This window comes from Neobacillus sp. DHD-1R (assembly GCF_057747995.1).
Genome location: NZ_CM173232.1, coordinates 4,065,401 through 4,091,919 on the forward strand (window position 1 = coordinate 4,065,401; position 26,519 = coordinate 4,091,919).

28 protein-coding genes and 1 riboswitch are annotated in these 26,519 nt (G+C 39.0%); of the genes, 12 read left to right on the forward strand and 16 right to left on the reverse strand.

Annotation, left to right across the window (positions count from 1 at the left end; translation table 11 throughout):
• Nucleotides 1-573, forward strand: a complete 573-nt coding sequence (gene mnmM / locus AC3ANL_RS20050) for a tRNA 5-(aminomethyl)-2-thiouridylate-methyltransferase MnmM (RefSeq protein ID WP_488326145.1) — start codon at nt 1-3, stop codon at nt 571-573.
• A 30-nt stretch (nt 574-603) separates the two neighbouring features.
• Here mnmM and AC3ANL_RS20055 read toward each other — a convergent pair whose 3' ends face one another.
• Together AC3ANL_RS20055 and AC3ANL_RS20060 are read right to left on the reverse strand one after the other, a co-directional pair.
• Nucleotides 604-1,686 (reverse strand): tetraprenyl-beta-curcumene synthase family protein, encoded by a 1,083-nt coding sequence (locus AC3ANL_RS20055; protein WP_488326146.1) that lies wholly within the window; start codon nt 1,684-1,686, stop codon nt 604-606.
• Between the two features lie 16 nt (nt 1,687-1,702).
• Nucleotides 1,703-2,506, reverse strand: coding sequence for an alpha/beta hydrolase (locus AC3ANL_RS20060; RefSeq protein ID WP_488326147.1), 804 nt, complete (start codon nt 2,504-2,506; stop codon nt 1,703-1,705).
• Nucleotides 2,507-2,652: 146 nt separating this feature from the next.
• On the opposite strand from AC3ANL_RS20060, the gene AC3ANL_RS20065 reads away from it, so the two are divergent.
• Nucleotides 2,653-3,165, forward strand: coding sequence for a gamma carbonic anhydrase (locus AC3ANL_RS20065; protein WP_488326148.1), 513 nt, complete (start codon nt 2,653-2,655; stop codon nt 3,163-3,165).
• Nucleotides 3,166-3,207: 42 nt separating this feature from the next.
• Here the strand turns inward: AC3ANL_RS20065 and asnB are convergent, their stop codons facing one another.
• Nucleotides 3,208-5,112: an asparagine synthase (glutamine-hydrolyzing) gene (asnB, locus tag AC3ANL_RS20070; RefSeq protein WP_488326149.1), complete on the reverse strand. Its 1,905-nt coding sequence runs from the start codon at nt 5,110-5,112 to the stop codon at nt 3,208-3,210.
• 275 nt (nt 5,113-5,387) lie between these two features.
• A complete protein-coding gene (gene metK / locus AC3ANL_RS20075) occupies nt 5,388-6,587 on the reverse strand; it encodes a methionine adenosyltransferase (protein ID WP_488326150.1) in 1,200 nt (399 codons plus the stop codon).
• Nucleotides 6,588-6,871: 284 nt separating this feature from the next.
• A riboswitch (SAM riboswitch) is annotated at nt 6,872-7,025 on the reverse strand.
• A gap of 273 nt (nt 7,026-7,298) precedes the next feature.
• Between metK and pckA the strand changes: the two genes are divergently transcribed.
• Nucleotides 7,299-8,882 (forward strand): phosphoenolpyruvate carboxykinase (ATP), encoded by a 1,584-nt coding sequence (gene pckA, locus AC3ANL_RS20080; RefSeq protein WP_488326151.1) that lies wholly within the window; start codon nt 7,299-7,301, stop codon nt 8,880-8,882.
• 165 nt (nt 8,883-9,047) lie between these two features.
• On the opposite strand, the gene AC3ANL_RS20085 is transcribed toward pckA, so the two are convergent.
• Both AC3ANL_RS20085 and AC3ANL_RS20090 read right to left on the reverse strand, forming a co-directional pair.
• A complete protein-coding gene (locus AC3ANL_RS20085) occupies nt 9,048-9,290 on the reverse strand; it encodes a DUF2584 domain-containing protein (RefSeq protein ID WP_488326152.1) in 243 nt (80 codons plus the stop codon).
• 35 nt (nt 9,291-9,325) lie between these two features.
• The gene (locus tag AC3ANL_RS20090; protein ID WP_488326153.1) at nt 9,326-10,120 is read right to left on the reverse strand and encodes an alpha/beta hydrolase family protein; all 795 of its coding nucleotides are present in this window, start codon (nt 10,118-10,120) and stop codon (nt 9,326-9,328) included.
• A 130-nt stretch (nt 10,121-10,250) separates the two neighbouring features.
• Here AC3ANL_RS20090 and AC3ANL_RS20095 point away from each other — a divergent pair, with 130 nt between their 5' ends.
• Genes AC3ANL_RS20095 through AC3ANL_RS20105 form a run of 3 tightly spaced genes read left to right on the forward strand, consistent with a single transcriptional unit; the run spans nt 10,251 to nt 12,852 of the window.
• Nucleotides 10,251-11,267 carry an ABC transporter substrate-binding protein gene (locus AC3ANL_RS20095; RefSeq protein WP_488326154.1) on the forward strand — a complete coding sequence of 339 codons (1,017 nt, stop codon included), beginning with the start codon at nt 10,251-10,253 and terminating at the stop codon, nt 11,265-11,267.
• Between the two features lie 21 nt (nt 11,268-11,288).
• Nucleotides 11,289-12,065 (forward strand): ABC transporter ATP-binding protein, encoded by a 777-nt coding sequence (locus AC3ANL_RS20100; RefSeq protein WP_488326155.1) that lies wholly within the window; start codon nt 11,289-11,291, stop codon nt 12,063-12,065.
• Nucleotides 12,046-12,852 (forward strand): ABC transporter permease, encoded by an 807-nt coding sequence (locus tag AC3ANL_RS20105; protein ID WP_488326156.1) that lies wholly within the window; start codon nt 12,046-12,048, stop codon nt 12,850-12,852. The genes AC3ANL_RS20100 and AC3ANL_RS20105 overlap by 20 nt, the downstream gene beginning before the upstream one ends.
• Before the next feature lie 6 nt (nt 12,853-12,858).
• Here the strand turns inward: AC3ANL_RS20105 and ytkD are convergent, their stop codons facing one another.
• Both ytkD and AC3ANL_RS20115 read right to left on the reverse strand, forming a co-directional pair.
• Complete coding sequence (gene ytkD / locus AC3ANL_RS20110; RefSeq protein WP_488326157.1) at nt 12,859-13,338, reverse strand: RNA deprotection pyrophosphohydrolase; 480 nt, start codon at nt 13,336-13,338, stop codon at nt 12,859-12,861.
• 126 nt (nt 13,339-13,464) lie between these two features.
• Nucleotides 13,465-13,782: a hydrolase gene (locus AC3ANL_RS20115; RefSeq protein ID WP_488326158.1), complete on the reverse strand. Its 318-nt coding sequence runs from the start codon at nt 13,780-13,782 to the stop codon at nt 13,465-13,467.
• Between the two features lie 262 nt (nt 13,783-14,044).
• Between AC3ANL_RS20115 and AC3ANL_RS20120 the strand changes: the two genes are divergently transcribed.
• Nucleotides 14,045-14,302 (forward strand): DUF6154 family protein, encoded by a 258-nt coding sequence (locus AC3ANL_RS20120; protein ID WP_098531965.1) that lies wholly within the window; start codon nt 14,045-14,047, stop codon nt 14,300-14,302.
• A 167-nt stretch (nt 14,303-14,469) separates the two neighbouring features.
• Nucleotides 14,470-14,652, forward strand: coding sequence for a YtzI protein (ytzI, locus tag AC3ANL_RS20125; protein WP_488326159.1), 183 nt, complete (start codon nt 14,470-14,472; stop codon nt 14,650-14,652).
• A gap of 60 nt (nt 14,653-14,712) precedes the next feature.
• Here ytzI and AC3ANL_RS20130 read toward each other — a convergent pair whose 3' ends face one another.
• Complete coding sequence (locus AC3ANL_RS20130) at nt 14,713-15,186, reverse strand: S-ribosylhomocysteine lyase (protein ID WP_488326160.1); 474 nt, start codon at nt 15,184-15,186, stop codon at nt 14,713-14,715.
• A 141-nt stretch (nt 15,187-15,327) separates the two neighbouring features.
• On the opposite strand from AC3ANL_RS20130, the gene yidD reads away from it, so the two are divergent.
• A complete protein-coding gene (gene yidD, locus AC3ANL_RS20135; protein ID WP_488326161.1) occupies nt 15,328-15,555 on the forward strand; it encodes a membrane protein insertion efficiency factor YidD in 228 nt (75 codons plus the stop codon).
• Here yidD and AC3ANL_RS20140 read toward each other — a convergent pair.
• Nucleotides 15,552-16,124 carry a beta-class carbonic anhydrase gene (locus AC3ANL_RS20140; RefSeq protein WP_488326162.1) on the reverse strand — a complete coding sequence of 191 codons (573 nt, stop codon included), beginning with the start codon at nt 16,122-16,124 and terminating at the stop codon, nt 15,552-15,554. The genes yidD and AC3ANL_RS20140 overlap by 4 nt on opposite strands.
• 188 nt (nt 16,125-16,312) lie before the next feature.
• Between AC3ANL_RS20140 and AC3ANL_RS20145 the strand changes: the two genes are divergently transcribed.
• The 3 genes from AC3ANL_RS20145 to AC3ANL_RS20155 all read left to right on the forward strand — a co-directional run bounded on the left by AC3ANL_RS20145 (nt 16,313) and on the right by AC3ANL_RS20155 (nt 18,981).
• Complete coding sequence (locus tag AC3ANL_RS20145) at nt 16,313-17,674, forward strand: cytochrome ubiquinol oxidase subunit I (RefSeq protein WP_488326163.1); 1,362 nt, start codon at nt 16,313-16,315, stop codon at nt 17,672-17,674.
• A gap of 15 nt (nt 17,675-17,689) precedes the next feature.
• Nucleotides 17,690-18,739, forward strand: a complete 1,050-nt coding sequence (locus tag AC3ANL_RS20150) for a cytochrome d ubiquinol oxidase subunit II (RefSeq protein WP_488326164.1) — start codon at nt 17,690-17,692, stop codon at nt 18,737-18,739.
• 80 nt (nt 18,740-18,819) lie between these two features.
• Nucleotides 18,820-18,981: a DUF1540 domain-containing protein gene (locus AC3ANL_RS20155; protein WP_488326165.1), complete on the forward strand. Its 162-nt coding sequence runs from the start codon at nt 18,820-18,822 to the stop codon at nt 18,979-18,981.
• 55 nt (nt 18,982-19,036) lie between these two features.
• Here AC3ANL_RS20155 and menC read toward each other — a convergent pair whose 3' ends face one another.
• The 6 genes from menC to AC3ANL_RS20185 form a co-directional block, all read right to left on the reverse strand.
• The gene (gene menC / locus AC3ANL_RS20160) at nt 19,037-20,143 is read right to left on the reverse strand and encodes an o-succinylbenzoate synthase (protein WP_488326166.1); all 1,107 of its coding nucleotides are present in this window, start codon (nt 20,141-20,143) and stop codon (nt 19,037-19,039) included.
• Nucleotides 20,124-21,626, reverse strand: a complete 1,503-nt coding sequence (locus AC3ANL_RS20165; protein ID WP_488326167.1) for an o-succinylbenzoate--CoA ligase — start codon at nt 21,624-21,626, stop codon at nt 20,124-20,126. The genes menC and AC3ANL_RS20165 overlap by 20 nt, the downstream gene beginning before the upstream one ends.
• A 66-nt stretch (nt 21,627-21,692) precedes the next feature.
• A complete protein-coding gene (menB, locus tag AC3ANL_RS20170) occupies nt 21,693-22,511 on the reverse strand; it encodes a 1,4-dihydroxy-2-naphthoyl-CoA synthase (protein WP_488326168.1) in 819 nt (272 codons plus the stop codon).
• A gap of 18 nt (nt 22,512-22,529) precedes the next feature.
• Nucleotides 22,530-23,336, reverse strand: a complete 807-nt coding sequence (menH, locus tag AC3ANL_RS20175; RefSeq protein ID WP_488326169.1) for a 2-succinyl-6-hydroxy-2,4-cyclohexadiene-1-carboxylate synthase — start codon at nt 23,334-23,336, stop codon at nt 22,530-22,532.
• Nucleotides 23,333-25,084 (reverse strand): 2-succinyl-5-enolpyruvyl-6-hydroxy-3-cyclohexene-1-carboxylic-acid synthase, encoded by a 1,752-nt coding sequence (gene menD, locus AC3ANL_RS20180; protein WP_488326170.1) that lies wholly within the window; start codon nt 25,082-25,084, stop codon nt 23,333-23,335. Before menD ends, menH begins: the two co-directional genes overlap by 4 nt.
• A gap of 1 nt (nt 25,085) precedes the next feature.
• The gene (locus AC3ANL_RS20185; RefSeq protein ID WP_488326171.1) at nt 25,086-26,492 is read right to left on the reverse strand and encodes an isochorismate synthase; all 1,407 of its coding nucleotides are present in this window, start codon (nt 26,490-26,492) and stop codon (nt 25,086-25,088) included.
• Nucleotides 26,493-26,519: the final 27 nt, after the last annotated feature.

Genomic DNA, 26,519 nt, shown 5'->3' on the forward strand with positions numbered 1-26,519 from the left:
ATGAAAATGGATCGTATCTTACCATTTGCAAAAAATTTACTTAAACAGGCTGTTAAACCTGGTGATGTTGTTGTCGATGCAACCCTAGGAAACGGATATGACACCGTATTTTTAGCGGAACTTGTGGGCGAAAGCGGGCGGGTTTATGGCTTCGATGTGCAAAGAGAAGCCATTGCGGCTAGCACGGACCGCTTAATCCAGCAAAATCTATTAGAGCGGGTTACCCTGTTTCACGAAGGTCATGAACAGCTTTCTGCAAAGATTCCTTCAACAGAGCAAGGGAAAATTACTGGGGCCATTTTTAACCTTGGTTACCTGCCTGGCAGTGATAAAACGATTGTAACCCACCCTGATACGACAATAGCCGCTATTGAGCAGTTGATGGAGTGGATGGCACCCGAGGGAATCATCGTCCTTGTTATCTATCATGGGCACGAACAAGGTGCAGTAGAACGGGATTCCCTGCTGCAATTTTGCAAACACTTGGATCAGAAGATGGCCCATGTCCTGCAATATCAATTTATTAATCAACAGAATAACCCGCCGTTTATCATAGCAATTGAGAAAAGGTAAAGAAGGTTGACCCTTTTGGGACAACCTTCTTTATTTTGTGATCATTCTGGTTATAAATGCAGGAACTGATTTTTGGATTGATCGATAAGCAAGTCCATTAAAATAAAAGAAATAACTGATCCATCCACCCGTTTTAATAATTCCTTTGGCCAGTTTACGGACATTTTTCTGTTTGCGGACTTTTGCATCTGATAAGTATATCCCCAATAAACCACGATTAATTAATTGATGAAATTCTTTGTGAGGAAGGAATTTAGTATGTCGATCTGCTTCTAGCACAAAATGCTTTAAACGATTAAACAGAGTTTCTTCGCTTTTATAATAAAAGCAAAAATTCAAGTCCCCGCCTGCTATATCTTCCTCTTGATCAATAAAATAATCTAACAGTATATGTAGACCCTGTATATAAGGAAAATAGCCCTTGCGAATATTCTCTGCATCACTTGCCTTAAAATCCTCACGCATAGCATAGGAGATTAAACAAAAAATCCCCAGCGTGGAACCGGAGCAGGCAGAGAATTCATACCATTCCATATCTGGCAATTCGTCTTGGTAATGGTTAAACCATTGTTTCAGACGCGGTACCCGTTCCTCCTTTACCACATGTTTGTTAATTTGTAGATCACAATAATACTGGCAAAGTTCAAGGAGATAATTTTTTATTAAATCATAGTTGTTTATCTCCCTTAAAACAGAACGACAGGTTTCCGATAATTCATATAAATAACCACCGTCATCTTGATCCTCACGGAGACGGTAATAATTTTTTTCGGCAGCATTTATTACAAGCGCATCGGCCATTGATTCGTGAAGGGCGGCAAAATCAGCAGGATCAAGAGATGTACTCCGATCACAAAGGTTATCTAAATAATCGCTAATCGTTTGATAAGCGACGATAAACTTCACCGCTTTTTTGTAATCCTCTTTCGCAGCGAGCCCTAAAATAGCTCCTCCTTCACAATGAAACGTTTTATGTTCAATACTGGCGAGAGCTTGGTTTCTTAATTCAGGATTTGGAATTTTTTCAGCTCGGCTTCTCCAATAAGCCAATTCTCGATGGGCTGCGGGAAGAATCTTGCGGTAGACCCTCGACATAAGGGTGATTGGCATCATGGAAAACAACACCTTTCTATATGATATATCCAATTGCTTTTAACTGACTATGAACAAAATCCTTTGCGTATTCGAACACTTCTTCACGCTCCGGCTCATTAAAGATTTCATGATAACATTTAGGCCATTCCTTAAACCGCTTTTCTGATAACGGCACGTGATTGAACCATTCCTTCACCGTTCCTTTATTGACAATCTTGTCATCCCCGCCTTGCATAACGAGCATGGGGATGTCTTGTGTGTGTTCAAGATTTAAGAATGCTTGTTTTATGGCCTCGACAAGTTCACGATACCACCGAATAGAAATCTTCGTCACGTAAAGGGTATCGTTCGAATCTGCTTCACGAACATCTTCATTTCTTGTAGCCATTTGGACGGTTAAGCCCGAATTCATTCTCAAGGAAGGATAAATAACATTTATGAGATGTGATAAGGTGTCTAAAAATCTTGACGGTTTTTGAACCAAACCTAAACATGGAGAGGACAGAATCACACCGGCAATATTTAATTGTTCTTCCTGTAATAAGCGGATAGAAATAAGTCCACCCATACTATGTCCTAATAAAAAAACAGGTAACTCATATCGATGTGCAGCTTGAATCCAATCCTTTACTTCTATTATATATTCATCGAAGGAATCAATATGGCCGCGACGAGCCCTAGTGGTCATCCCTTGTCCGGGAAGGTCAGCCATAATGACATGAAAGCCTGATAAACGCCACATTTCAATTAGCCATCCGTATCTTCCATGATGTTCCATTGCCCCATGAACGATTACGATAACCGCCTTAGCATCCCCTTCAGCTTCCCACTTCCACATATTTTATCCCCCTAGAAAAAGTTATTAGCAACAATTTATATAAAAATCTCATTCAACCTTTTTACCAAGAAAAAGATGAATTTTTTGAAAATCGCTATAAGCATTCGCTACAATAGAAGTATCATGTTAAAAAAGGAGCGAACTGTATGATATACCCCTATAAAGATAAATCCCCATTAATAGCGGAAACAGCATTTATTGCCGATTATGTAACGATTACGGGCGATGTTGAAATTGGTGAACACTCTAGTGTCTGGTTTAATTCCGTTATTAGAGGTGATGTTGCACCGACCAAGATTGGCAATCGAGTAAATATCCAAGATAATTCTATCTTACACCAAAGTCCTAATAACCCGCTAATTTTAGAAGACGAAGTTACGATTGGACATCAGGTTATCTTACATAGCTGTATTGTTAGAAAAAGAGCATTAATTGGCATGGGCTCCATTATCCTTGATCAGGCCGAAATAGGAGAAGGTGCATTTATTGGTGCGGGGAGTCTCGTTCCCCAAGGAAAAAAAATCCCACCTAATACATTAGCATTTGGCAGACCAGCGAAAGTTATTAGAGAATTAACGGAAGAAGACAAAAAAGATATGACACGTATTTATACAGAGTATGCTGAGAAGGGGCAATATTATAAGTCACTTCAATCTTAAAAATGAGGAAAGAGGATGTCTCAGAAGGCATCCTCTTTCAAATTAGTGTTTCAATGTTTGTAATTCCTTTTGTATGGCATAGTCACGTTGAAAGGAATAGACCTCTTCAACATACACTTGATGCCAAACCATAAACATGAGAACCGTCCAGATTTTTCTGCTGTTATCTGCTTTCCCCTGACAATGATCTTCAAGCAATCTCAATACATATGTTTTGTTAATTAGGTGCTCTGTGTTGCTTTCGCGGATTATTTTTTTCGCCCAATCATTCATTTCATTTTTTAACCAATGGCGAATTGGGACAGGGAAGCCGAGCTTTTTCCGATCAAGTACATGTGCCGGCACAATTCCCTCAGCGGCTTTTCGTAAAATATACTTGGTGGTACCATTAGCTGTTTTCAAGCTAGTTGGAATTTTTGAAGCGACCTCGAATACGGCTTTATCTAGGAATGGGACACGCAACTCTAATGAATGGGCCATTGTTACTCGATCTGCTTTAAGCAAAATATCGCCACGCATCCATGTATGAATATCAATATATTGCATCCGATCTACCGGATCGTAACCACGAGATTCATTATAAAGCGGCTTCGTAATATCGGTATAATCTAAGCCCTCACGATAAACATTTAATAGATCACGCTTTTCTTCCTCAGTAAACATTTTGGCATTACCAATATAGCGTTCCTCCATTGGAGTAATCCCGCGTTCAATAAAACTCTTCCCTTTCATACCCTCCGGCATCATACCGGCAATTCCTTTTAATAACCCTTTTCCCACTTTAGGAATTTTATTAAATATCTCTAATGATTGTGGTTCACGGTAAATATTGTAGCCGCCGAATAACTCATCAGCTCCTTCACCGGAAAGAACAACTGTTACGTGTTTACGGGCTTCACGTGCTACAAAATAAAGTGGAACACAAGCAGGATCGGCAAGCGGGTCATCCATATGCCACATGATTTTTGGCACTTCATTCATATATTCTTCTGGTGTAATCACATAGCTGATATTTTCAACGCCCAGCTTTTCTGCTGTTTCTTTGGCCACATCTATTTCACTAAAACCATTGCGCTCAAAACCGACAGAGAATGTTTTAATGGCCGGATGAAATTCCTTTGCAATTGATGCAATAATCGAAGAATCAATACCTCCAGAAAGGAAGGAACCAACTGGAACGTCACTGCGCATATGTTTTTCAACTGAATCATATAAAACATCTTTAATTTCTTTAATAAAATCTGCTTCTGATTTTTGGACTGGCTTAAAATGTGCCTTCCAATATTTTTTCATTTCCATTTTAGAGCCAATCTTTTTTATAAAATAATGGCCTGGCTCGAGCTTTTTAATACCATCTGATAACGTATATGGTTCAGGAACAAATTGATAGGTTAAATAATGCTGTAAGGAATCATAATTGAGAACATCATTCTCTAAGGCAAGCAGAATGCTTTTTTTCTCTGAACCAAAAAATGTTCTCTCACCATCTTCTAAATAAAAGAATGGTTTAATTCCAAATGGATCACGGGCGCCATATAGCGTCTGTTCTTGTTTATCCCAAATCACAAAAGCAAACATGCCGCGAAGCTTTTCAACTGCTTTTTCCTTCATATGGCTATATAGAGCAATAATTACTTCGGTATCAGAACTAGTCGCAAATGATAGTCCTTCTTTGAGCAATTCTTCACGAAGCTCCACATAATTATAAATTTCCCCATTGAAGATAATCCAGTAGCGCTCATTTTCATACGTTAATGGCTGATGACCACTTTCAATATCAATTATACTCAAACGGCGGAAGCCGAATTGAATATGGTCATCATAATAAAAGCCATCATCATCCGGTCCACGATGGGTAATTATATCGTTCATTTGTTTAAACTGCTGTTTTTGTTCATCGCTATAGTTTTGTGTTATGTCGTGTACACAACCGATAAAACCACACATTATGTACCTCACCTACTTCAATTTAATTAAAATGTTCTTTGAAAAAACATCTCTCTTATACTACCACTATTATGGCGAAAATGGCACTGTAACATTAGAAAATTTACTGTACAATCATTTTTCACTTCTATAGTCCTACTTAAACATTGTACTTAATTTTATAACATCCATAACATTAAAACAGACGAAAAATAGAAAAAGGAGTTACATCAAAATGCAACTCCCCTTTATGTGTTTTGCTTCTGCATCTAATCAAGGCGCAAGAGCTTTTTAGATTATAGATTAGCTTGCTGGCGTAATGCCTCTGCTTTATCTGTGCGCTCCCAAGGCAGGTCAACATCTGTACGGCCAAAGTGTCCGTATGCAGCTGTCTGCTTGTAGATTGGACGGCGAAGGTTAAGCATCTTGATGATTCCTGCTGGGCGAAGATCAAAGTTTTCGCTGACAAGATCCACTAATATATCCTCGTTAACTTTACCAGTTCCAAACGTATCAACAGCAATTGAAACGGGTCTAGCAACACCAATGGCATAGGCAAGCTGAACTTCTACTTTTTCTGCAAGTCCTGCAGCAACAATATTTTTTGCAACATAACGAGCAGCATATGCAGCAGAACGGTCAACCTTGGTAGGATCTTTTCCAGAAAAGGCACCACCGCCATGACGAGCATAACCTCCGTAAGTATCAACGATGATTTTGCGGCCTGTTAAACCTGCATCTCCTTGTGGTCCACCGATAACAAAGCGTCCAGTAGGATTAATGAAATATTTTGTATTTTCATCGATTAGTTCTTGTGGAACAACCGGATTGATGACATATTCTTTTACATTACGTTGGATTTGCTCTAACGTAATTTCTGGATGATGTTGGGTTGAAATAACGATTGTATCAATTCGAACTGGTTTGTCATTCTCATCATACTCTACTGTTACTTGAGTCTTTCCGTCTGGACGAAGGTAAGGAAGTAATTCTTCTTTACGAACTTCTGTTAAACGACGAGCAAGCTTGTGTGCAAGTGAGATGGGAAGAGGCATAAGTTCTTTTGTTTCATTACATGCAAAACCGAACATTAACCCTTGGTCTCCCGCACCAATCGCTTCAATTTCCTCATCAGACATTTGACCTTCACGTGCCTCAAGGGCATGGTTAACACCCATGGCGATATCTGGTGATTGTTCATCAATAGAAGTTAAAACCGCACAAGTTTCGGAATCAAAGCCATACTTAGCACGATTGTATCCGATGCCTTTAATGGTTTCACGAACAATTTTTGGAATATCAACGTAAGTAGAGGTAGTGATTTCGCCTGTAACAAGCACTAATCCTGTTGTTACTGAAGTTTCAGCCGCAACACGGGCATTAGCATCTTTGGCTAAGATAGCATCTAAAATGGAATCAGAAATTTGGTCACAGATCTTGTCCGGATGACCTTCAGTAACTGATTCAGAAGTGAACAAACGACGTTTTGTTGACATCTGAATTCCTCCTATATTTTTGAAATAAAGTGAGGTTAACTGTATAGGGCTGGTGTGAACTTGCCGTTAAACCTCAAGTTGATACGGAACTCATTCCCTTAATAGTATGAAATAAACATGGGATTATTATTAGCAAAACTATCAACTGTCCTAACCCTTTAGCAAATTCTTACGATGGAATAAAAAGCAGCACCTATGTAGCACGTAAAATTTTGCTAAAAATACAAAAAAACCCTTCCATCGTGTGAGGAAAGGTTGTTAGCAAAAGTTTTGCGTGCCTTTCACTCTTATCGTTCAAGGACTAGCCTTGCTTCAGGTTTAGCACCTTTGCCCGAAAAAATCATGATAAATAAAAAAACACTTTTATCAAATTTCCTTTTTCGTTTGCAGGTTGCTGGGTTTCATAGGGCCTGTCCCTCCACCAGCTCGGGATAAGAGAGTATCCGTTCAAGGGTAAATCATAACCCACACTGTCGAACAATGTCAATAAATTAATAATAAATTTTTAGTTAAAATAACCATTTGTGAACATCTTATACAAAACTTTTTTCTTTCCTATTTATATATAAGATGATATACCGTTTAGTGTAACTTCTATCTAAGCAAGAATTATTAGCAAATTTTTCAGAATAGTATAGACTATTAGAATTAATGTGTTATACTATTTATCATAATAAACATAAAAACATGGATAAAGGAAGGTTTCAGTCAATGAATTCTGTTCATATTCCAAATGAATTAACACAACTGTTGCAAGAAGGTCATGTTCAGGTACAATTATCCGTCCCTCAACTGGTCGAAAAAGTCTTAGCCCGAAATGAAGGATCGCTAACTTCATCAGGCGCAGTCAGTGTCTCGACTGGCAAATACACAGGCCGGTCACCACAGGATAAATATATTGTCATGGAAGAGTCATCGAAGGATAAAATTGCATGGGGTCCAAATCAACCAATTTCTGAAGAAGTTTTCACTAACCTGTATCAAAAGGTACTTGAATATTTAAAACAACAAGAGGAAATTTTTGTATTTAAAGGCTTCGCCGGTGCGGATCAAAAATCTCGTTTACCAATCCAAGTTGTCAATGAATATGCATGGCATAATCTATTCGCGCAACAGTTATTCATTCGTCCAACAGAAGAAGAATTGCTCACACATGATGCCGGATTTACTGTTATTTCTGCCCCAAACTTTAAGGCAGATCCAGCTGTTGATGGTACAAAATCTGAAACCTTCATTATTATTTCCTTTGAACGCCGAATTATTTTAATTGGTGGAACTGAGTATGCAGGGGAAATGAAAAAATCAATTTTTTCAGTAATGAATTATTTATTACCTGAGAATCATATTTTTTCTATGCATTGTTCAGCAAATGTCGGCCAAGAAGGCGACGTTGCCTTATTTTTTGGTTTGTCTGGAACAGGAAAAACGACTCTTTCTGCTGATGCCAATCGACGGCTTATTGGTGATGACGAGCATGGCTGGTCTTCCAATGGTGTCTTCAATATTGAGGGTGGCTGCTATGCTAAATGTATTAATCTTTCACGTGAAAAAGAGCCACAAATCTTTGATGCCATCCGGTTCGGTACCGTTCTTGAAAATGTGACAATCGATCTTGAATCAAGAATCCCTGATTATGATGATGGAACCCTGACAGAGAATACTAGAGCTGCCTACTCAATCGATGCCATAGAGAATATCATTCAGCCTAGTATTGCCGGACATCCAAATACGATTGTATTTTTAACAGCGGATGCCTTTGGAGTCTTACCTCCTATTGCAAAATTAACAAAGGAACAGGCCATGTACCACTTTTTAAGCGGCTATACCTCCAAGCTTGCCGGGACAGAGCGTGGAATAACTTCACCACAGGCAACCTTTTCTACCTGCTTTGGTGCACCATTCCTGCCACTTCCTGCGAACCGCTATGCAGACATGCTAGGTGAAAAAATATTGGAGCACAATGCCAATGTCTTTTTAGTCAATACTGGCTGGACCGGTGGTGAATATGGTGTCGGCAGCAGAATGAAGCTATCCTATACACGTGCAATGGTTCAAGCAGCACTCGAAGGTGAACTCAACCATGTGGAAACAGTTAAAGACGATATCTTTGGCTTAAATATACCGCTTCATATTGCAGGTGTACCTGATGAGGTTCTTCAGCCTAATAAAACATGGGCAGACCCACAGGCCTATGAAAAGAAAGCAAAAGAACTTGCAGCAAAGTTCCGCGAAAACTTCAAAAAATTCACGGATGTATCGGCTGAGATTGCAGAAAAAGGCGGTCCAATAGCTTAATTAATGCTAAAAAAATATGGTAAACATTAAAAATGACTATCAAAATGTAACCTAATTTGATAGTCATTTTTTTATTGGTGCATAACGATTTTTGTTGACTGTCGGGTAACTAGCTCGTGTAATTGATTTAGGTCCGTGCATAAGCTCTTTTGTCTACCCTGCTGCTCAGTTCGTCGAATTTAATGAAACTAATTGATAAGTTAGCGTTGTTTTGTTTTGCTGCCACTCTACTTTTTTTATTAGAGCGGTTCCACTTGAATCACCATCCATCGTTTTTCTTACATCAATGGGGATCTCAATGGGATAAAGTCGGTAACCTTCCTTTTCAAGCACAAAAAGATTTTCCTCGACCCTTTTCTCTCTTCCTTTGGTCACAATCATTGTATTCAACTCAAGGGGCATACCCATAAACTATCCGCTCCTCTGCATCTTTTAACTATATATTACCATCTTTTGCTCTGGTTTTTCATCCAGATTGATAAATCATGAACAATTTTTCTGTTCACTGCTGGCGGAAAATAATGAGTAAACTCCTCAAAATACCAACAAGCTACTGATTTATCTAATAACCGAAGTCTTTTTTCCAAACGGTAGGCGTGCTCCACTGATACATTATGATCATTGACACCATGGATAATAAGAACAGGAGCTGTTAATTTGTCTAATTCATACAGGGCTGTCCTTTCCTTATATCGTTCCGGATACTTCTCAGGAGTCCCGCCAATCACTCTTTTCATCATTCTTCGTAGATCCGTTCGTTCCTTATACGTTAGGGTCATGTCACTCACACCGCCCCAGGTTACAACAGATGCTGCGTCTGGAAATTGAATTCCTGTCAATAATGCCATCACCCCGCCTCGTGAAAATCCAAAAATGTGGATATCCCGAACCTTCGGCAGTGATTTTAATAATAAATAGGCAGCAAAAGCATCTTCACGATCTTCACCTGCGAAATCCTCATTCCCTTCGCCTCCTTGATTGCCGCGGTAAAAAGGAGCAAAAACGATAAAGCCCTCGGACGCAAATTGGGCAATCCTAGCTGGCCGAACCTTTCCGACATTTTTGATACCCCCACGTAAATAAAGGAATCCATCCATGGGTTCATCACCAATTGGAGCTGCTAACATCCCTTTCACTCTTAACCCTTGAGAAAAGTAGGTAACAATCCTTAATTCAACCTTTGGATTAGGAGAGGGAAAGCGATTTGTTTCAAGAATTTGGCCATTAGTTATGTTCATCTACTATCCTTCCTTTATGTATATTTTTTAAAAAATCTGGATCTAGGCATTCACACATTTCCCGCCCATACATACGATATCTTAGGCATTTAGCCCAGAAATCTTAATGGGTATTAAGGGAGGTTCATGTATGAAAAAATCATTAAAATTCAGTTTTTCCATTCTACTTATTAGTATTCTCATGTTTTCATTAGCAGCTTGTAATAGTAATTCTAAAACAGAACCAAAGAAATTGGAAAAGGTTAGAATTGCTGAAGTTACTCGGTCTATTTTCTACGCACCCCAATATGTGGCTTTAGCAAAGGGATTCTTTAAGGACGAAGGTTTAGACGTTACCTTAGCGACTACTCCTGGCGGTGACAAGACCATGACTGCCCTTATATCAGGGGGAGCTGACATTGCCCTGGTTGGTTCGGAAACATCCATTTATGTATATGCACAAGGAGCATCTGATCCGGTTATCAATTTTGCCCAATTAACTCAAACGGACGGTACGTTCTTGGTTGCAAGAGAAAAAATTGACAATTTCTCATGGGATTTATTAAAAGGAAAAACTTTTTTAGGTCAGCGTAAAGGCGGCATGCCGCAAATGGTAGGCGAATTTGTATTGAAAAAGCACGGTATCGATCCTCACAATGATCTGAATTTAATTCAAAACATCGACTTTGCTAATGTTGCAAATGCGTTTGCCTCTGGTACTGGTGACTTTGTTCAATTGTTTGAACCAACGGCAAGTATTTTTGAAAAAGAAGGCAAAGGTCATATTGTCGCTTCCTTCGGAAAAGAATCCGGGCATGTTCCCTATACCACTTTTATGGCCAAAGAAAGCTATATGAAAGAAAACAAAGAGACAATCGATAAATTTACAAGAGCGATTTACAAAGCACAACAATGGGTTCAAACACACAGTGCCGAGGAAATCGCCAAGGCCGTCGAACCATATTTTCCAGATACAGACTTAGGTATTATGACCACCGTTGTGGACCGCTATAAGAGTCAAGGTTCCTTTGCAACCGATCCTATTTTAGATGAAGAAGAATGGATCAATCTTCAGAATATCATGAAAGAAGCAGGAGAACTACCTAAAGAAGTCGATCACAAAACACTTGTAAACACAGAGTTTGCGGAAAAAGCTATTAAAAAATAATGGGAAAGGGAGGCCGTCCTTATGAGCTTTTTACAAGTTCACAATATTCATCACACCTATTTTACTAAAGCCTCTGCCACCACGGCCCTCTCCGATATAACACTCGCGGTTGAAGAGGGAGAGTTTGTCTCCCTTCTCGGCCCAAGTGGCTGTGGAAAAACAACCTTGCTTTCGATCATATCAAGTTTGCTTAAACCAACTCAGGGAACCGTTTTGTTAGAAAATAAACCTGTCACAACGGCCAAAAATCAAATTGGCTATATGCTGCAGCAAGATTATTTGTTTCCATGGAAAACGATTGAAGAGAATATCCTAATGGGTCTAAAATTATCAAAACAGCTAAATCAGAAAACAAAATCTGCCGCTTTAGATCTGTTAAACCAAATTGGTTTAGTTGGTGTCGAAAAACAACTTCCACGTCAATTGTCAGGCGGGATGCGGCAACGCGTAGCTCTCGTACGAACACTAGCCACTGAACCAAAACTCTTGATGTTAGATGAACCGTTTTCCGCCCTTGACTATCAAACAAAGCTGAAATTAGAGGATTTAGTGTCACAAATATTAGATGAATTCGGGAAAACCGCTATCCTGGTTACGCATGATATCGGTGAAGCCATTGCTATGAGTGATCGCATCTTTTTGCTGTCACCTAGTCCTGGCAGGATTTTCAAAACCTTTACCATGCCAGAGGAATTAAGAAAATCCTCCCCCTTCCAGGCAAGAAATCATGAATTATATCCGAGCATCTTTCAAACGATATGGAAGGAGATGGAGTCTCTTGAGCAAAGAGAAGCATAAACTAGAACTCCTCCATAAAAATTATCTTCATTCCTTAACCGTTGAACGGAGATGGGTTCGGTTTTATCAAGCAGTTATTTTTATTGTCTTTTTCTCAAGCTGGGAACTATCCAGTCAAAAGCAATGGATTGATCCATTAATTTTTAGTTCACCATCAAAAATATGGAATTTATTTTTAGATAAAATCCAAGATGGATCATTATTGGCCAATTTAGGTGTCACGTTAACTGAAACCGTGATTGGCTTCATTCTTGGTACATTACTAGGTACAATCTTAGCAGCCATTCTATGGTGGTCACCGATGATTTCAAAAATTCTTGACCCCTATCTAGTTATCTTAAACTCCATGCCGAAAGTAGCACTGGGACCCGTGTTAATCGTGGCGCTAAGCCCTGGATATCCATCCATCATTGCGATGGGTGCGATCATCTCAATTATTATTACTACCATTGTTGTGTATACCTCATTTAAAGAAGTTGATCCTAATTATTTGAAAGTTCTTCAAACCTTTGGAGCAACCCGAAGCCAATGTTTTAAAGAAGCCATCTTGCCTGCCAGTTTTCCAACAATTATTTCGACGTTGAAGGTAAATGTCGGTCTATCTTGGGTCGGTGTTATTGTCGGCGAATTCCTTGTATCCTCCCGTGGCCTAGGTTACATGATTATTTATGGTTTTCAAGTATTCAATTTTACCCTTGTATTCTTAGCACTGTTAGTCATCGCCGTGATTGCCACCATTATGTACCAGCTGGTGGAACTTTTAGAAAAAAAATTAATTAAGGAATAGTACCTGTTAATGATTTTCATTTTGTAATCGTTGAATGTACCTTATACATTCAGCGATTACCTCGTCTTTCATGATAAAACTGTATTCATCGTCCCACCGCAATTGCAAGAGATCCCCTTTGACAGCAACTGGTCCATCGGTTTCAAAATAGTTACGAGTTTCTTCAATTCTTTCAACACTCCCCCAATAAACAGCCTTTACAAATGAACTTTTCTTGTCAAAAACTTTATATTCAGCAATAAACTGCAGGTCACCCAAAATAGCCCCTGTCTCCTCATAGGTTTCGCGTCTTGCTGCTTCTTCAGGTGTTTCCCCTATTTCCAGTTTTCCACCTGGAAATTCAAGTCCTCGTAGTTTATGCTTAGTTAAAAACCAACCATTTTCATATTGGCAAATAACCAGGACATGAATGGCCTCTTCTTTAAAAGCAAAATGAGAAAATGCAAGTTCAACCCTGTTCCCGTTACGATCTAAAAACTGTTTCATAAAAAAACCGCCTCGATTTTTCTTTAATGATATAATTATATAAAAAAAAAGGAAAATCCTAAACTTTAGGATTCTCCTGACCAACATTATTCTTGTTCCATGTTAACAAGTATGGATGTGCTCACATTATTTTGGCAATATATTCATGGTTTCGATATGGGCTTTAGCTTCTTCATCACCAAGTTTATACAGCATGCCATATACTTGTTGCATGGTACTATCGTAGCTATCGTTTTCCCGGTCATGATGATATTGTACATATGGTACATGAGCTCTAAAGAAATTTTTCCATTCAGTTGAATAGTTTTGATCAAATAGCTCACGGAACTGAGTGATTTCTTCATCATCTGCTTGAATTTTATAGCTCCAAGTGGAATCGGTTGCACTTCTGCTAATATGACCAGTTCCAATATCTATATAGTACGTTTTCTTCTGTTCGTTCATGGTTTCATCCCCTTTTACTTTTTAGTAATGTGCAAATAGAGAAATTTTATTCTTTTTCATATTTCGACTCATTTTTTAGAAATGAATAAGGTATAATAATCATACAATCAAGAAAACAGATTTTTCAGTCAATTCAAACAACAAAATAAAGGGATGATTTTACACGATTTAGGGAATTCACTAAGTATAAAGTGTAACTGGAAGCAAGGAGTGTTATCTTAGATCAGAGGCTCGATAAAAAATTTAAACAGGGGGTGTTGGAATGAAATTAGTGGATGAATTATATGCGATGTATCGGAATAAGTTAACTGGGGATGAAGAGGATATTGACATGCTCACCTTTGCCTTTTTAGAAGAAATGTCACATGAAGATCTTCTTGCCTTAATCCAAGAGATGGATAAACAAGAATTATACGATTTAATGGGTCTCTATTTAATTGAAAGCTTAAAAGGCAAATTTGCTCAAGAAGAGTACGGACAGCACCGTACACATACTTATTATCCTAGAAATATCCATTGATTTTACATATTACGGGAAAGGCCGATACGAACGCTTAGTGAAATACAAGTGGCCTGAAACGACTATCATTTGGAAAGTGGGAAGCTGAAAAGCTTCCTTATTTTGCGCAGATTTTTCATATATCCGGACCTTTTCATGGTACAATGTGAGAAAAAGGGGGAAAAGATATGTATACGGTAATTGTGGTTGGTATTATTATTGTCATCGTCATTTTACTTTTAGCTGTCCTTACCACTTCAAAGGCTTATACCTTTAAACATACGGTTGATTCATTAGAAGACAATCCTTACATTGATCAAGGGAGCAAACAGACAGAACAGGAGCAAGGGCAGGATCAAAATAAGGCATAAAAAAATTCCTATTCTTAATGGAATAGGAATTTTTTTATCTAAACGGACGCTTCCGCAATTCTATGCAAAAACTTGTTTTAAATCTTCCTTGCTATGCTCAAGCCAAAACCGCATTAATCGTTTAGCACCTTCTAAATCATGTAGTTTCGCTTGACCACATTGTCTTTCATTTGCCGCAGGGATATCGACAATCTCAACAGCGTCCTTCATTGTATCTTCAAGAAGATCAATAATTTCCTCTACCGTAGGTTCCCCGCTCACAACAAGATAATAGCCTGTTTGGCAGCCCATTGGGGAAATATCAATAATATCAAAATGATCATACTTAGCGGAATGCTTGCGGATATTGAAGGCTAATAAATGCTCTAATGTATGAATAGCATCAGGCTTCATAGCTTGTTTATTTGGCTGACAAAAACGAATATCATATTTATTGACAACACCGTCACTACCTACCTTATGGACACCGCAATGTCTTACATAGGGAGCTTTAACAGCATTATGGTCTAAATCAAAGCTTTCAACTGAAGGCATGATTATCACTCCTTTTCTTTTCTTCCTATAATCATACAATAAATCCCGACCTTTTTCATCTACTTAGTTATATTTAACAATTTAGACGAACCTTTTATTTTATGATATGGTGTAGGAAATAAGCAAAAGGAGATCACCTGGATGTTGAAAAAAATTTTTATTTCTATTATTCGTTTTTACCAAGTTGCCATCTCACCTTTAAAACCACCAACATGCCGGTTTTATCCTACCTGTTCACAATATGGACTAGAAGCAGTTCAACGTTTTGGGGCACTAAAAGGCGGCTGGCTGGCCATTAAGCGGATTTTAAAATGTCATCCCTTTCACCCGGGCGGGGTGGATCCTGTCCCAGAAAAAAAGGAGCGTTAGTTTTTATACCCATCAACAACTAAGTCTAGTTTTCCTGTCTTAGGGTCAATGACCAAACCATGGACAGGCACACCCGCTGGCAATAATGGATGATTTTTAATCATTTCTACGCTATGCTTGACGCTGTCCGTCACATTCTCAAACCCTTGAAGCCACTGTTTAATATCAATCCCAGAATATGTAAGAGTGTTTAACGTTTCTTCTGAGATCCCACGCTGCTTCATACCCTCAATCACTGGTTCTGCTTGAAGTCCACTCATCCCACAATCATAATGAGCGATTACCAAAACTTCCTGTGCCTTTAATTGATACAACGCAATCAAGATGCTTCTCATTACGCTTCCAAATGGATGAGAGACAAGAGCGCCAGCATCTTTTATGATTTTAGCATCGCCATTTCCCAAATTTAAGGCTTTCGGTAATAATTCCAGTAAGCGGGTATCCATGCAAGTGAGTATGACCATTTTCTTATTAGGAAATTTCGTTGTTTCATACTTTTCATATTCATGTTTTTCCACAAAATTCTGATTGTAATCTAATATATCATTTAATAATGTTGAATCCTTCATTCTCAAAATCCCACCCTTCTTTATAAGAATACATAATATGCCTCTTAGGATACAATTTTTTTCTGGCAATTAGCCTTTTTTTAAAGATACATCTGGAAATCAGAATCGTTTATTATTCTAACTTACATATAAAACTATAAACTGTAAACAATAATTTCATATGTTTCTATATAGAAAGGGAGATTCACATGGATGATTTGGTCATTGCAAGAAGTTTATTTGGAACGACAATGGGCTTCCATATTATTTTCGCCACCATTGGAGTAGGCTTACCATTAATGATATTGACAGCAGAGCTCCTTTATCAAAAAACAAAAGATATTGAATATGTTGTCATGGCAAAGCGATGGACAAAGGCTTTTGCGGTTCTGCTGGGGGTGGGAATTCCTACCGGAACCATTGCTGGTGTGCAATTATCATTATTATGGCCAGGTTTTATGGAGGTTATTGGAAAAGTAATGGCACTCCCTTTTCAGATCGAAATTTACGCATTCTTTATTGAAGCCCTATTTATGTCTATTTACGTCTATGCAGCAGAAAGAATTGCGCCATGGATGAGGATTGTCAGTTTGCTTCTTGTTGCGATTGGAGCAATGGGGTCTGCAGTGTTAATTACAAATGTCCATGCGTTCGAGGGGACACCAGCAGGTTTTAATATTGTAAATGGAAAGATCGTAGATGTCGATCCCTGGGCTGCTTTTTTTAATCCGAGCTTTTTTGTCACCGCCGGACATGTGGCACTCTCTGCTTATACCACAGGAGCATTTATTGTTGCCACCGTATCGGCTTATAAAATGTTAAAAATGGATCGCTCTACTAGAATTTATCGGTTCCATCAAAAAGCGTTAATGTTAAGTCTTATTGTAGGCGGGATTTTTTCCTTATTAACGGCACTTAACGGACATGAATCTGCTCAGTATCTTCATGAATACCAACCGGAAAAGCTTGCGGCTGCTGAGGGCTTATTTGAAACACAGTCCTATGCCCCTCTCTCCATTGGAGGTTTTACTGACAGAGCGACGGAATCCGTCAAATGGGGAATTGAAATACCCTGGGCATTAAGCTTTTTAGCTGATAATAGGTTTGATACGGTTGTAAGAGGCTTACACGATTTCCCTGAAGAGGACTGGCCTCCCCTCTTTATTCACACTCTGTTTAATGGAATGGTTGGGATTGGCTCTTTGCTTATACTTTTTTCCTTTGTTGGTCTTCTTTTAAAAAAGATGTTCAAAAAGGATTATTTCCCAAAGTGGTTAATGTGGTTATACGTGATTTCAGGACCTTTAGCAGTATTAGGAGTTGAGTTTGGCTGGATATTTGCATGTACAGGGCGACAACCTTGGACTATTTATCATGTCCTTACCACAAAGGATTCTGTTACCACTGCCACCAATCTAGGGGTACTTTTTCTTTTGTTTGCAGCAGTATATGCTGTCCTAGCATTTTCAGTTCTTTTCGTATTACGTTATTATTTCAAAAAAAATACCGTTCAAGATGACCTAAACCGAGCGGAACAAAAAGAAGTACCACTGTTTAGTTCAAATTCATAAAAGGGTGGGACAAAAATGTTAGATGCCTATCTTGCAGTAACAGTACTATGGGGATTTGTTTTTATTTATGCTGTTATGGCAACCATGGATTTTGGGGCGGGATTTTGGTCCATGTTATACATTAATCGTAACAAGGCAAATGCCACGAACATTGCTAATCGCTACCTCTCCCCTACATGGGAAGTTACAAATACGTTTATTGTTGCGCTAGTAATAGCTGTCTACAGTATGTTTCCAAGAGGCGCCTATACCCTTGGCACGATTTTACTAATACCCGGGAGCATCATTTTGCTCTTGCTTGCCATTCGAAGTGCTTTCCTTGTTTTTTCTAATATCGCAGTGGAATATAAAAAACCATTGACATACATCTCGGGAATAACTGGGATTCTAATTCCTGGTTTACTGATTAGCGTCCTCCCAATTACACATGGGAATTATGTGGATTTTACAGAATATAAACAAACATTAGATTTAGTGGGACTGTTTACCAGCCCTAATGAGTATGCCTTTTTTGGATTTGCGATTTCGAGTACACTATTTCTTTCATCCCTTCTATTAGCCGATTATTCTAAGTCATCAGATGATTATGAAGCCTATCACGTATACCGCAGAGATGCTATCTTTATAGGACCCATTTCTTTATTAATGGCATTCCTTATTATGCTTACGTTAAAAACAGAAGCCGCATGGATCTATAAAAAAATGATGGAAGATCTTCCACTTTTATATTTATCCTTAGCTTGCTTTTTAATCGGAGGCCTTGGGTTATTTCTGCCCTCGTTAAAATCCAAAGCCCGAGGGATGCCTCGCTTAGCGGTTATTTCTATTACAGTTCAATACCTGCTCGCCAGTTATGTTTATGGAAAAGCACATTTGCCTTATATTGTCTATCCAGAGGTTACCATCCATTCAGCCTTCACAGACCCCAATTCCTTTCGGGCTGTTTTTATCACCTATATCGTGGGCTTTGCCATTTTGTTTCCTGGCTTTATTTATTTTTGGAGTCTATTTATGAATGATAAACGGTACTTAAGACAAAGAAAAGCAAGCACTGAAAGGAAGTAATATCCCTTATCTGCCAGACATGTTTTCCGATAAATCATCAAATGCTATTCCTGTATCTTAAAATAAGGAGTGATACAAAAATGGCACAAGATGTATTATGCGAGGTAAATAACTGTTCATTTTGGGCACAAGGAAATAAATGCAGTGCCGATCAAATTTATGTAGTTAGTCATACTGGTGTAACAGCAGACACAAGTAAAGAAACCGATTGTAAAACATTTGAACCAAATACATTGTCATAAAACAAGTAAAAAGGTGAGCCAGTTTTCAAACTGGGTCACCTTTTCTGTTTCAAATCTAAAATATTATTTTGCTTTTAGTCAGTAACGTCTTCTCTATCCTTTTTTCATTTAAACAAAATCCGATACCAGGAGTGGTTGGTACAGGGATCACTCCATTTTTTACTTCTACTGCCGGTGTGATGATATCTTCCTCCCAAAATCGACTAGATGCTGAGATATCCCCCGGTATCGTGAATCCGGGAAGCGAGGCGAGAGCAATATTATGGGCCCGTGAGATGCCAAATTCAATCATGCCTCCGCACCAAACTGGAATACCCCTTTCATAGCAATAATCATGGATCCGCTTTGCTTCATACAGTCCCCCTACTCTGCCCACTTTAATATTGATAATCCGGCAGCTCCCGAACTCGATTGCCTTTCGGGCGTCATCAAAGCTAACAATACTCTCATCTAAACAAATAGGTGTCAGAAGTTCTTTTTGAAGAATAGCATGTTCCAAAATATCATCATGAGCGAGTGGCTGCTCGATCATCATTAAGTTAAAGTCATCTAATGCTTTTAAACGTTCTATATCTGCTAAGGAATAGGAGGAATTGGCATCAGCCATAATTGGCAGGTCTGGAAAAGCCCTGCGAATATCTGTAAGGAAAGAATAATCCTGAGTTGGATTAATTTTCACTTTGATCCGTTGATAACCGTCCTTCAGATATTGTTCAATTTCTTGTAATGCTTTTTCTGTAGAATCTGTCGCCACTACAACTCCTGAAGTAATAACAGATCGTGTCCCGCCAAGCATTTCAGATAGGGGCATGGACTGTTCCTTGGCATACAAATCCCATAAAGCTGTTTCTAAAGCAGCTTTAGCCATATTATTTCTTCTAATCGATTTAAAGAGTTGGGAAGCCTCTGCCGGGTGGTTTATGGAATGTTTTTTCAGTAAGGGAATCAAAAAGTCAGTTAACATATGTAAACTGGTTGTAACTGTTTCTTCTGTATACCAAGGTGTGGAAAAGGCCACCCCTTCACCCAATCCGGAAAGTCCTTCTGAATTGGTGACCTTCACAATAATTCCTTCTCTGTCTTTCACTGCACCTAAATGGGTTATAAAGGGTGACTTTAAAGGCATTTGAATCACATAAAGCTCAATTGCTGCAATTTTCATCACCCAACACCCACTCTCGCAATTTTCTTCGCAGTAATTTTTTGGCCGCATTTCTTGGCAGTTTATCTGTAAAATAAAAAGCTTTAGGGACTTTGTACTTTGCTAATCGGTTTAAGCAAAATTGAAGAATTTCTTCCCCAGAAACAAGGCTTCCCTCCCTTTTTACGATAAAGGCAATCGGGACCTGTCCCCACTTTTCATCCTCAATTCCAGTAACACCAGCTTCAAAAACGTCAGGATGTGCCAACAATACTGCTTCTATTTCAGCGGGATAAATATTTTCTCCCCCGGAGATAATTAAGTCGGAACGCCGATCAACAACGTATAAAAATCCTTCATTGTCTAAATAACCAATATCGCCTGTATATAACCAGCCAGCACGAATCTTTTCTTCGGTAACATCAGGACGAAATAAATAGCCTGGAGTTACATTGGGCCCTTTAACAACAATTTCTCCTGCCACCTCTGCTGCCGCTGTACTTCCATCTTTAAGTTCAATCTTAAGTTGCGAAGGAAACAGTGGCTTACCAGCAGAACCCAGTTTTGTTAAGCTGTCATCAGGCGACAGTGTTGCAATTTGCGAGGATGTTTCCGTCATTCCATATGACTGAAATACAGGAATTTCTTTAGCTACACAAGCTTGTAATAATGGTAACGGTGCGGGCCCTCCCCCTAACAGCATACAACGGAAATTGCTTGGGAGCCGTCTGTCTTCAAGTTTAGCTACTATTTGAGTCAGCATCGTACCAACTACTGACATAACGGTGACCTCTTTCGCGACGATATCCCGTAAAGTTTGTTCTACATCAAATTTTTCATGAAGCACGATTGGCATGCCATATATAACACTGCGCATTAAGATGGAGTACCCACTAATATGAAAAAGGGGTACGGCACAAAGCCAGCGATCACTTTCGACTGTTCCGAGATTTAGTGCGGAGCCTACAGAGCTCCACCAATGGTTTCCAAAGGTTTGCAGTACACCCTTTGGGTTGCCTGTTGTACCTGAAGTATACATTATGGTACAAATATCAGAAAGGCAGATTTCCTCCTCCACAACAGGGGTTGCGGGTTCAAGTTGAAATAGTGTTTCTTTCGTAATAGTGTTCAGTGAAGAAATTTGGCGTTGAATTTCCGCTCCGATCTCCATTAATGAGTCCTCAAGAATGAGATATGTTGTTTTGGAATCATCCAATTGCCAGATAAGTTCTGCTGGAGCTAACCGATTATTTAAGATTACCGCTTTAACTCCTAATAACTGGAGGGCAAATAAAATAATCACTGTATCAAGGTGATTTTTCAAAAGAACCCCTACCAATTGATCCTTTTGAACACCAAGGGTTTGAAGTTGTCCGACAGTCCTCATGGCACTATTATAAAGGTCTTTAAATGTTAAGGCCTGTTCCTGAAAATAAATAGCTATTCGCTCAGGAGTTAGAAAAGCACGCTTCTTTAAAAAATTTGGCATTATTTCAGTTGCCATCTTTAAACCTTCTTTCTATATAAAAACAGCCTGATGGAAAACCATCAAGCTGCTAGTTCATTCGGATCAAGGAAAACGTGGGAATTGGCCAAAATCAGGCTTACGTTTTTCTTTAAAAGCATCGCGGCCTTCTTTTGCTTCATCTGTTGTATAGTAAAGCAATGTTGCATCACCAGCAAATTGTTGGATGCCTGCTAAGCCATCTGTATCTGCATTAAAGGCGGCTTTCAAGAAACGAAGCGCCATTGGGCTTTTCTCAAGCATTTCTTCACACCACTTAATCGTTTCCTCTTCAACTTGCTCTAATGGAACAACTGTATTAACTAAGCCCATATCAAGTGCTTCTTGGGCATTGTATTGCCGGCATAAATACCAAATTTCACGAGCTTTTTTATGGCCCACAATTCTTGCCAAATAGCCTGAGCCATAACCAGCATCAAAGCTTCCTACTTTAGGACCTGTTTGTCCAAAAATTGCATTATCAGCCGCAATGGTTAAGTCACAGACAATATGTAAAACATGGCCGCCGCCAATTGCATATCCCTTTACCATGGCAACAACCGGTTTTGGAATGACGCGGATTAAGCGTTGCAAATCTAGAACATTTAAGCGGGGAATTTGGTCATCTCCAACATAGCCGCCATGCCCTCTGACTTTTTGGTCTCCACCAGAGCAAAACGCTTTATCGCCCGCACCAGTTAACACAATAACACCTACATTTGAATCATCACGTGCAAAAGCAAAGGCATCAATTAATTCGTGTACGGTTTTTGGTGTAAAGGCATTATGTACATGTGGACGATTAATTGTAATCTTCGCAATTCCATTATAGGTTTCATATAAAATTTCATCATATTTTCTGCCTGCAACCCATTCTACTGTCAAAATGAAATCCTCCCTTATTTAGCTATTTAAAAAGTCACTTACTATTGTACCAAATTTTTTAGGTTCTTCCACATGAATTGCATGTCCGCTGTTTTTTATTGGTATCCAGGTGGCTTTTTTCATTTTTTTCATCATTGCTTCAGCGATCCCACAAAACTTTGTATCTTCTTCACCCGTAAGCAGCAAAACTTCACCATCGATTTGGTCTAATTGGGTCCACCACGAAGGCTGAGAGCCTGTCCCCATTCCCAGCAAACTGTTAGCAAGACCTTGAGGGGAATTTCTTAACCGCTGCTCCCTTACCTTTTGCTGCACCTCTAAAGGAAGACGCTTCATTGATTGAAAAAGGGGTATGTCTTCCCAATAATCAACAAACGACTTCAACCCTTGATTTACAATGAATTTTGCAAGCTCTCCATCCTTGATACGACGAAGTTCTCTTTCTTTCTCTGATTCTAATCCTGGAGATGCACTCTCAAGGATTAACTTTCGAACCTTTTTTGGAAATAGAATAGAAAAGGTAAGTGCAAGTCTTCCCCCCATTGAATAACCAAGTATATCTACTTGATTAACCCTTAGTTTATCAAGTATCTCGTTTAAATGATTGGCTGCGGTTTCGATTGAATAGTTCTCTAGCCCTTCAGGTGACTCGGTTCTACCATGTCCAATAATATCTGGGATAATTAACGTTGAATTTTTACCCCATTTACTTAAAAAAGTAGACCATGTAGATGAATCCCCTGTAAACCCATGGAGCAAAACAAATGGATCCCCTTCACCCAATACTTCTACATGATAGCCAATCCCTTCAATGACCAGCTTCATTCATGTCCACCCTTGACAAAATTTGATATTTCCTGGGAAACAGACTGCCAAATTCCGCGATGTTCATCACGATTTTTGTCACGTTTTGTCTCAATTTCATAAACACTTATCCCTGGTTGAGCACTGCTTTCCTTCATTTCTACGGCTAAATGATCCCAGTTTTTTATTTTTATAAAGTTACCGCCAAACATCCTTACTGCATGCTCAAATTCTAAATTTAAGGGCGTACCAAACAACAGTTCAAAATGTTTAGGGTGTTCTGATTGTGCAAGGAAAGAGAAAATTCCCCCTCCATTATTATTCACAAGGATAATATGAATATTAATATTATAAAGCTTTGCCGCAATCAAACCATTTAGGTCATGGAAGAAGGTTAAATCCCCTAGAACCAGATAGACTGAATTAGAATAAACAGCTGCTCCTAATGCAGTAGAAACCGTACCATCAATCCCATTTGCTCCTCTGTTAGCCATGATTCTAATGGTTTTATTATTTTTGAGAAAAAAACTATCTAAGTCGCGAATTGGCATACTATTTCCAACAAAAAGGGTAGCACCCTCTGGCAGCATATCGGCTAATTGATAAAACAATTTACTTTCACTTAATACTGTTACATCGCGAATAGGAGCCATATTTTCTTTTGTAAGCTCATTTATCTTTTTCCAATCCTCTAAATAGAGTGATGAAGATGAATGATCGACGTATGTTAGTAGCTTTTCGCAAAAAATCGTCTCATTACAATAAATCATGTTTGTTGATAATGAATTCGGATCTCGCCAGCCCCCACCGCCATCTACAACAAATTGATCGGCATTGTAATTTTCTTTTAAGAATATCGTAAGAGCTTTAGAAACAGGCATTGAACCAAATCGCAAGACAACATCTGGCTTAAGAAAAATTTTGGCATCTTCATTTCTTAAAAACGAATCATAGGCTTCAATGATATTTGCCTTATCGTGCTGGCCACTTCTTAACTGAGATAGCGGGTCTGCTAAAATAGGGTAATTTAATATCTTGGAAAGATGCGTCACTGCTTCTGCAAACCGGTTATCAGCGATGTTTCCGCAAACAATGATCCCTTTTTCCTTTCCAACCAATTTCTCAGCGATTTCCGTTAACTGTTCAGTATTTACTGCTAAATCCCCGTTGTGGACCTTGACATACCCTTTTGGTCGCTCCGTTAGGTGAAAAAGGGCATCATCCATTTTTGGGATAAGCGGTTCCCGAAATGGAAAATTCAAATGGACAGGGCCAGATGGTGCTTGCATGGCAAGGGCTGCTGCACGAGCACACACTGTCCGAGCATAGCGGATGATCTCTTCGCTTTTTTCTGGCAAAGCCAAATCAGCAAACCATTTTACATGACGACCATATAAGTGAATCTGATCAATTGCCTGTGGTGCCCCCACTTCTCTTAACTCATGCGGCCTGTCTGCGGTCAGCACGATTAATGGTACACGCGCGTAGTGCGCCTCAACAATAGCTGGAAAATAATTAGCTGCTGCTGTTCCTGATGTGCAAAGAATCGCTACAGGACTGTTTTTAGCCTTGGCCATTCCCAACCCAAAAAAGGCTGCAGACCGTTCGTCCACATGGATATGGACATTCAATTCCGGATGTTCAGCCATCACCATTGCCATCGGAGTGGATCTTGAACCCGGACTGACGACAACATCCGTTACACCTGTTAAAACTAATTCTGAAACAAAGGCTGCAATATAAGCTGTTAATGATTCCTGATGATTCATGTTAATTTCCCCCAAGCGCTCGAAGCATTGGTCTAAACTTTAAGCTTGTTTCCAAATATTCGCTTTCTGAATTAGAATCTGCTACTACTCCACAGCCGGCAAACAAGGAAGCCTCGTCCCCTTGTATAAGTCCCGAACGAATCGAAACAGCAAATTCCCCGTTTTGTCTATAGTCCATCCATCCAAGCGGAGCTGCATAAAAGCCGCGATCGAGCTCCTCTACCTGCCGAATCTTTTCTACGGCAGCTTGTTTAGGAAGTCCTCCCAATGCGGGTGTTGGATGTAATTTTTCAACCAGTAATAGTAAGGAAGCATTTGAGTCGCACTTTCCAATTACAGGTGTATAAAGATGTTGAATATCCCTTATTTTCATAAGTTGGGGTTTGTCAGGAATGATAATTTCTTCACATGTTTCTTCTAACGCTTCCTTAATCATTTCAACCACAAATCCATGTTCAATAAGGTTTTTCTGATCATTTAATAGCATTTGGCCAAGCTTTTGGTCTTCCTCTTCCGTTTTTCCTCGTGAAATAGAGCCCGCTAGGCAAGTAGAATAGACTTCAGACCCTAGCTTCTTCACTAGTCTTTCTGGTGAAGCTCCAATAAAACAGTCTCCATTTGATTCAAAGGCAAAGATAAAGCTTGCTGGCTGTTGAGTATACAAATTCTCCAACACAGCCTCTGCCTCTACCTGATCGTTAAAAACCAACCTAAGTTCACGGGCAAGGACGACTTTTTTTAATGGCCCATTTGTTAATTCTTTCACAACTCCATCAACAGTTTGCTTCCATTTTTCAGAAGAAATTTCAATTGTTTTTAATAAAGAAGGTATTTGAACAAGGTTAATCTTGTTTTCGTTTTGTGCCTGTAAGATTTGATTTCTTTCTGTCATAATCTTACTAAATAAAGTCATATCATCATTTGGCGTTAAAACCATATTCGTTGTTAAATAGAACTCCCCATGAATAATACTCATTAAATATTTTGGTATATGGAATAAAGAATCGGTATATTTAGACCAAAGATCCGTTTTTTCCTTAAAGGGATCAAACGAAAAGCAACCAAACATCAACGGGCCAACACCAGTTACTTTATATGGATCAAAGATTAAACTGTCCTTTAGAAAGGCCTTCCACTCACTTTCAACATTAAAAAAGCGGTCAGTAGCCTGATCCGACTGAATTTGCTTTGATATGCCAAGCCCAATTAGGATAATCTCATCTGTTGGGTCTTTCCAAAAAAAACGTTCTCCACTATAGCGGTCTTTTCCTACGTTAAAAAAAGATAATGGATTAGCCGTGTCTAATTTATGAACTTCACTTATTAAAATAGGCCGGCCAAGTTCTTTTGCACGATTAAGGGCTAAAAGACCCCTTTCCTTTATTTCATTTTCTTGAATGGTAATCAAACAAATCCCTCCAAAACAGCCGAAATG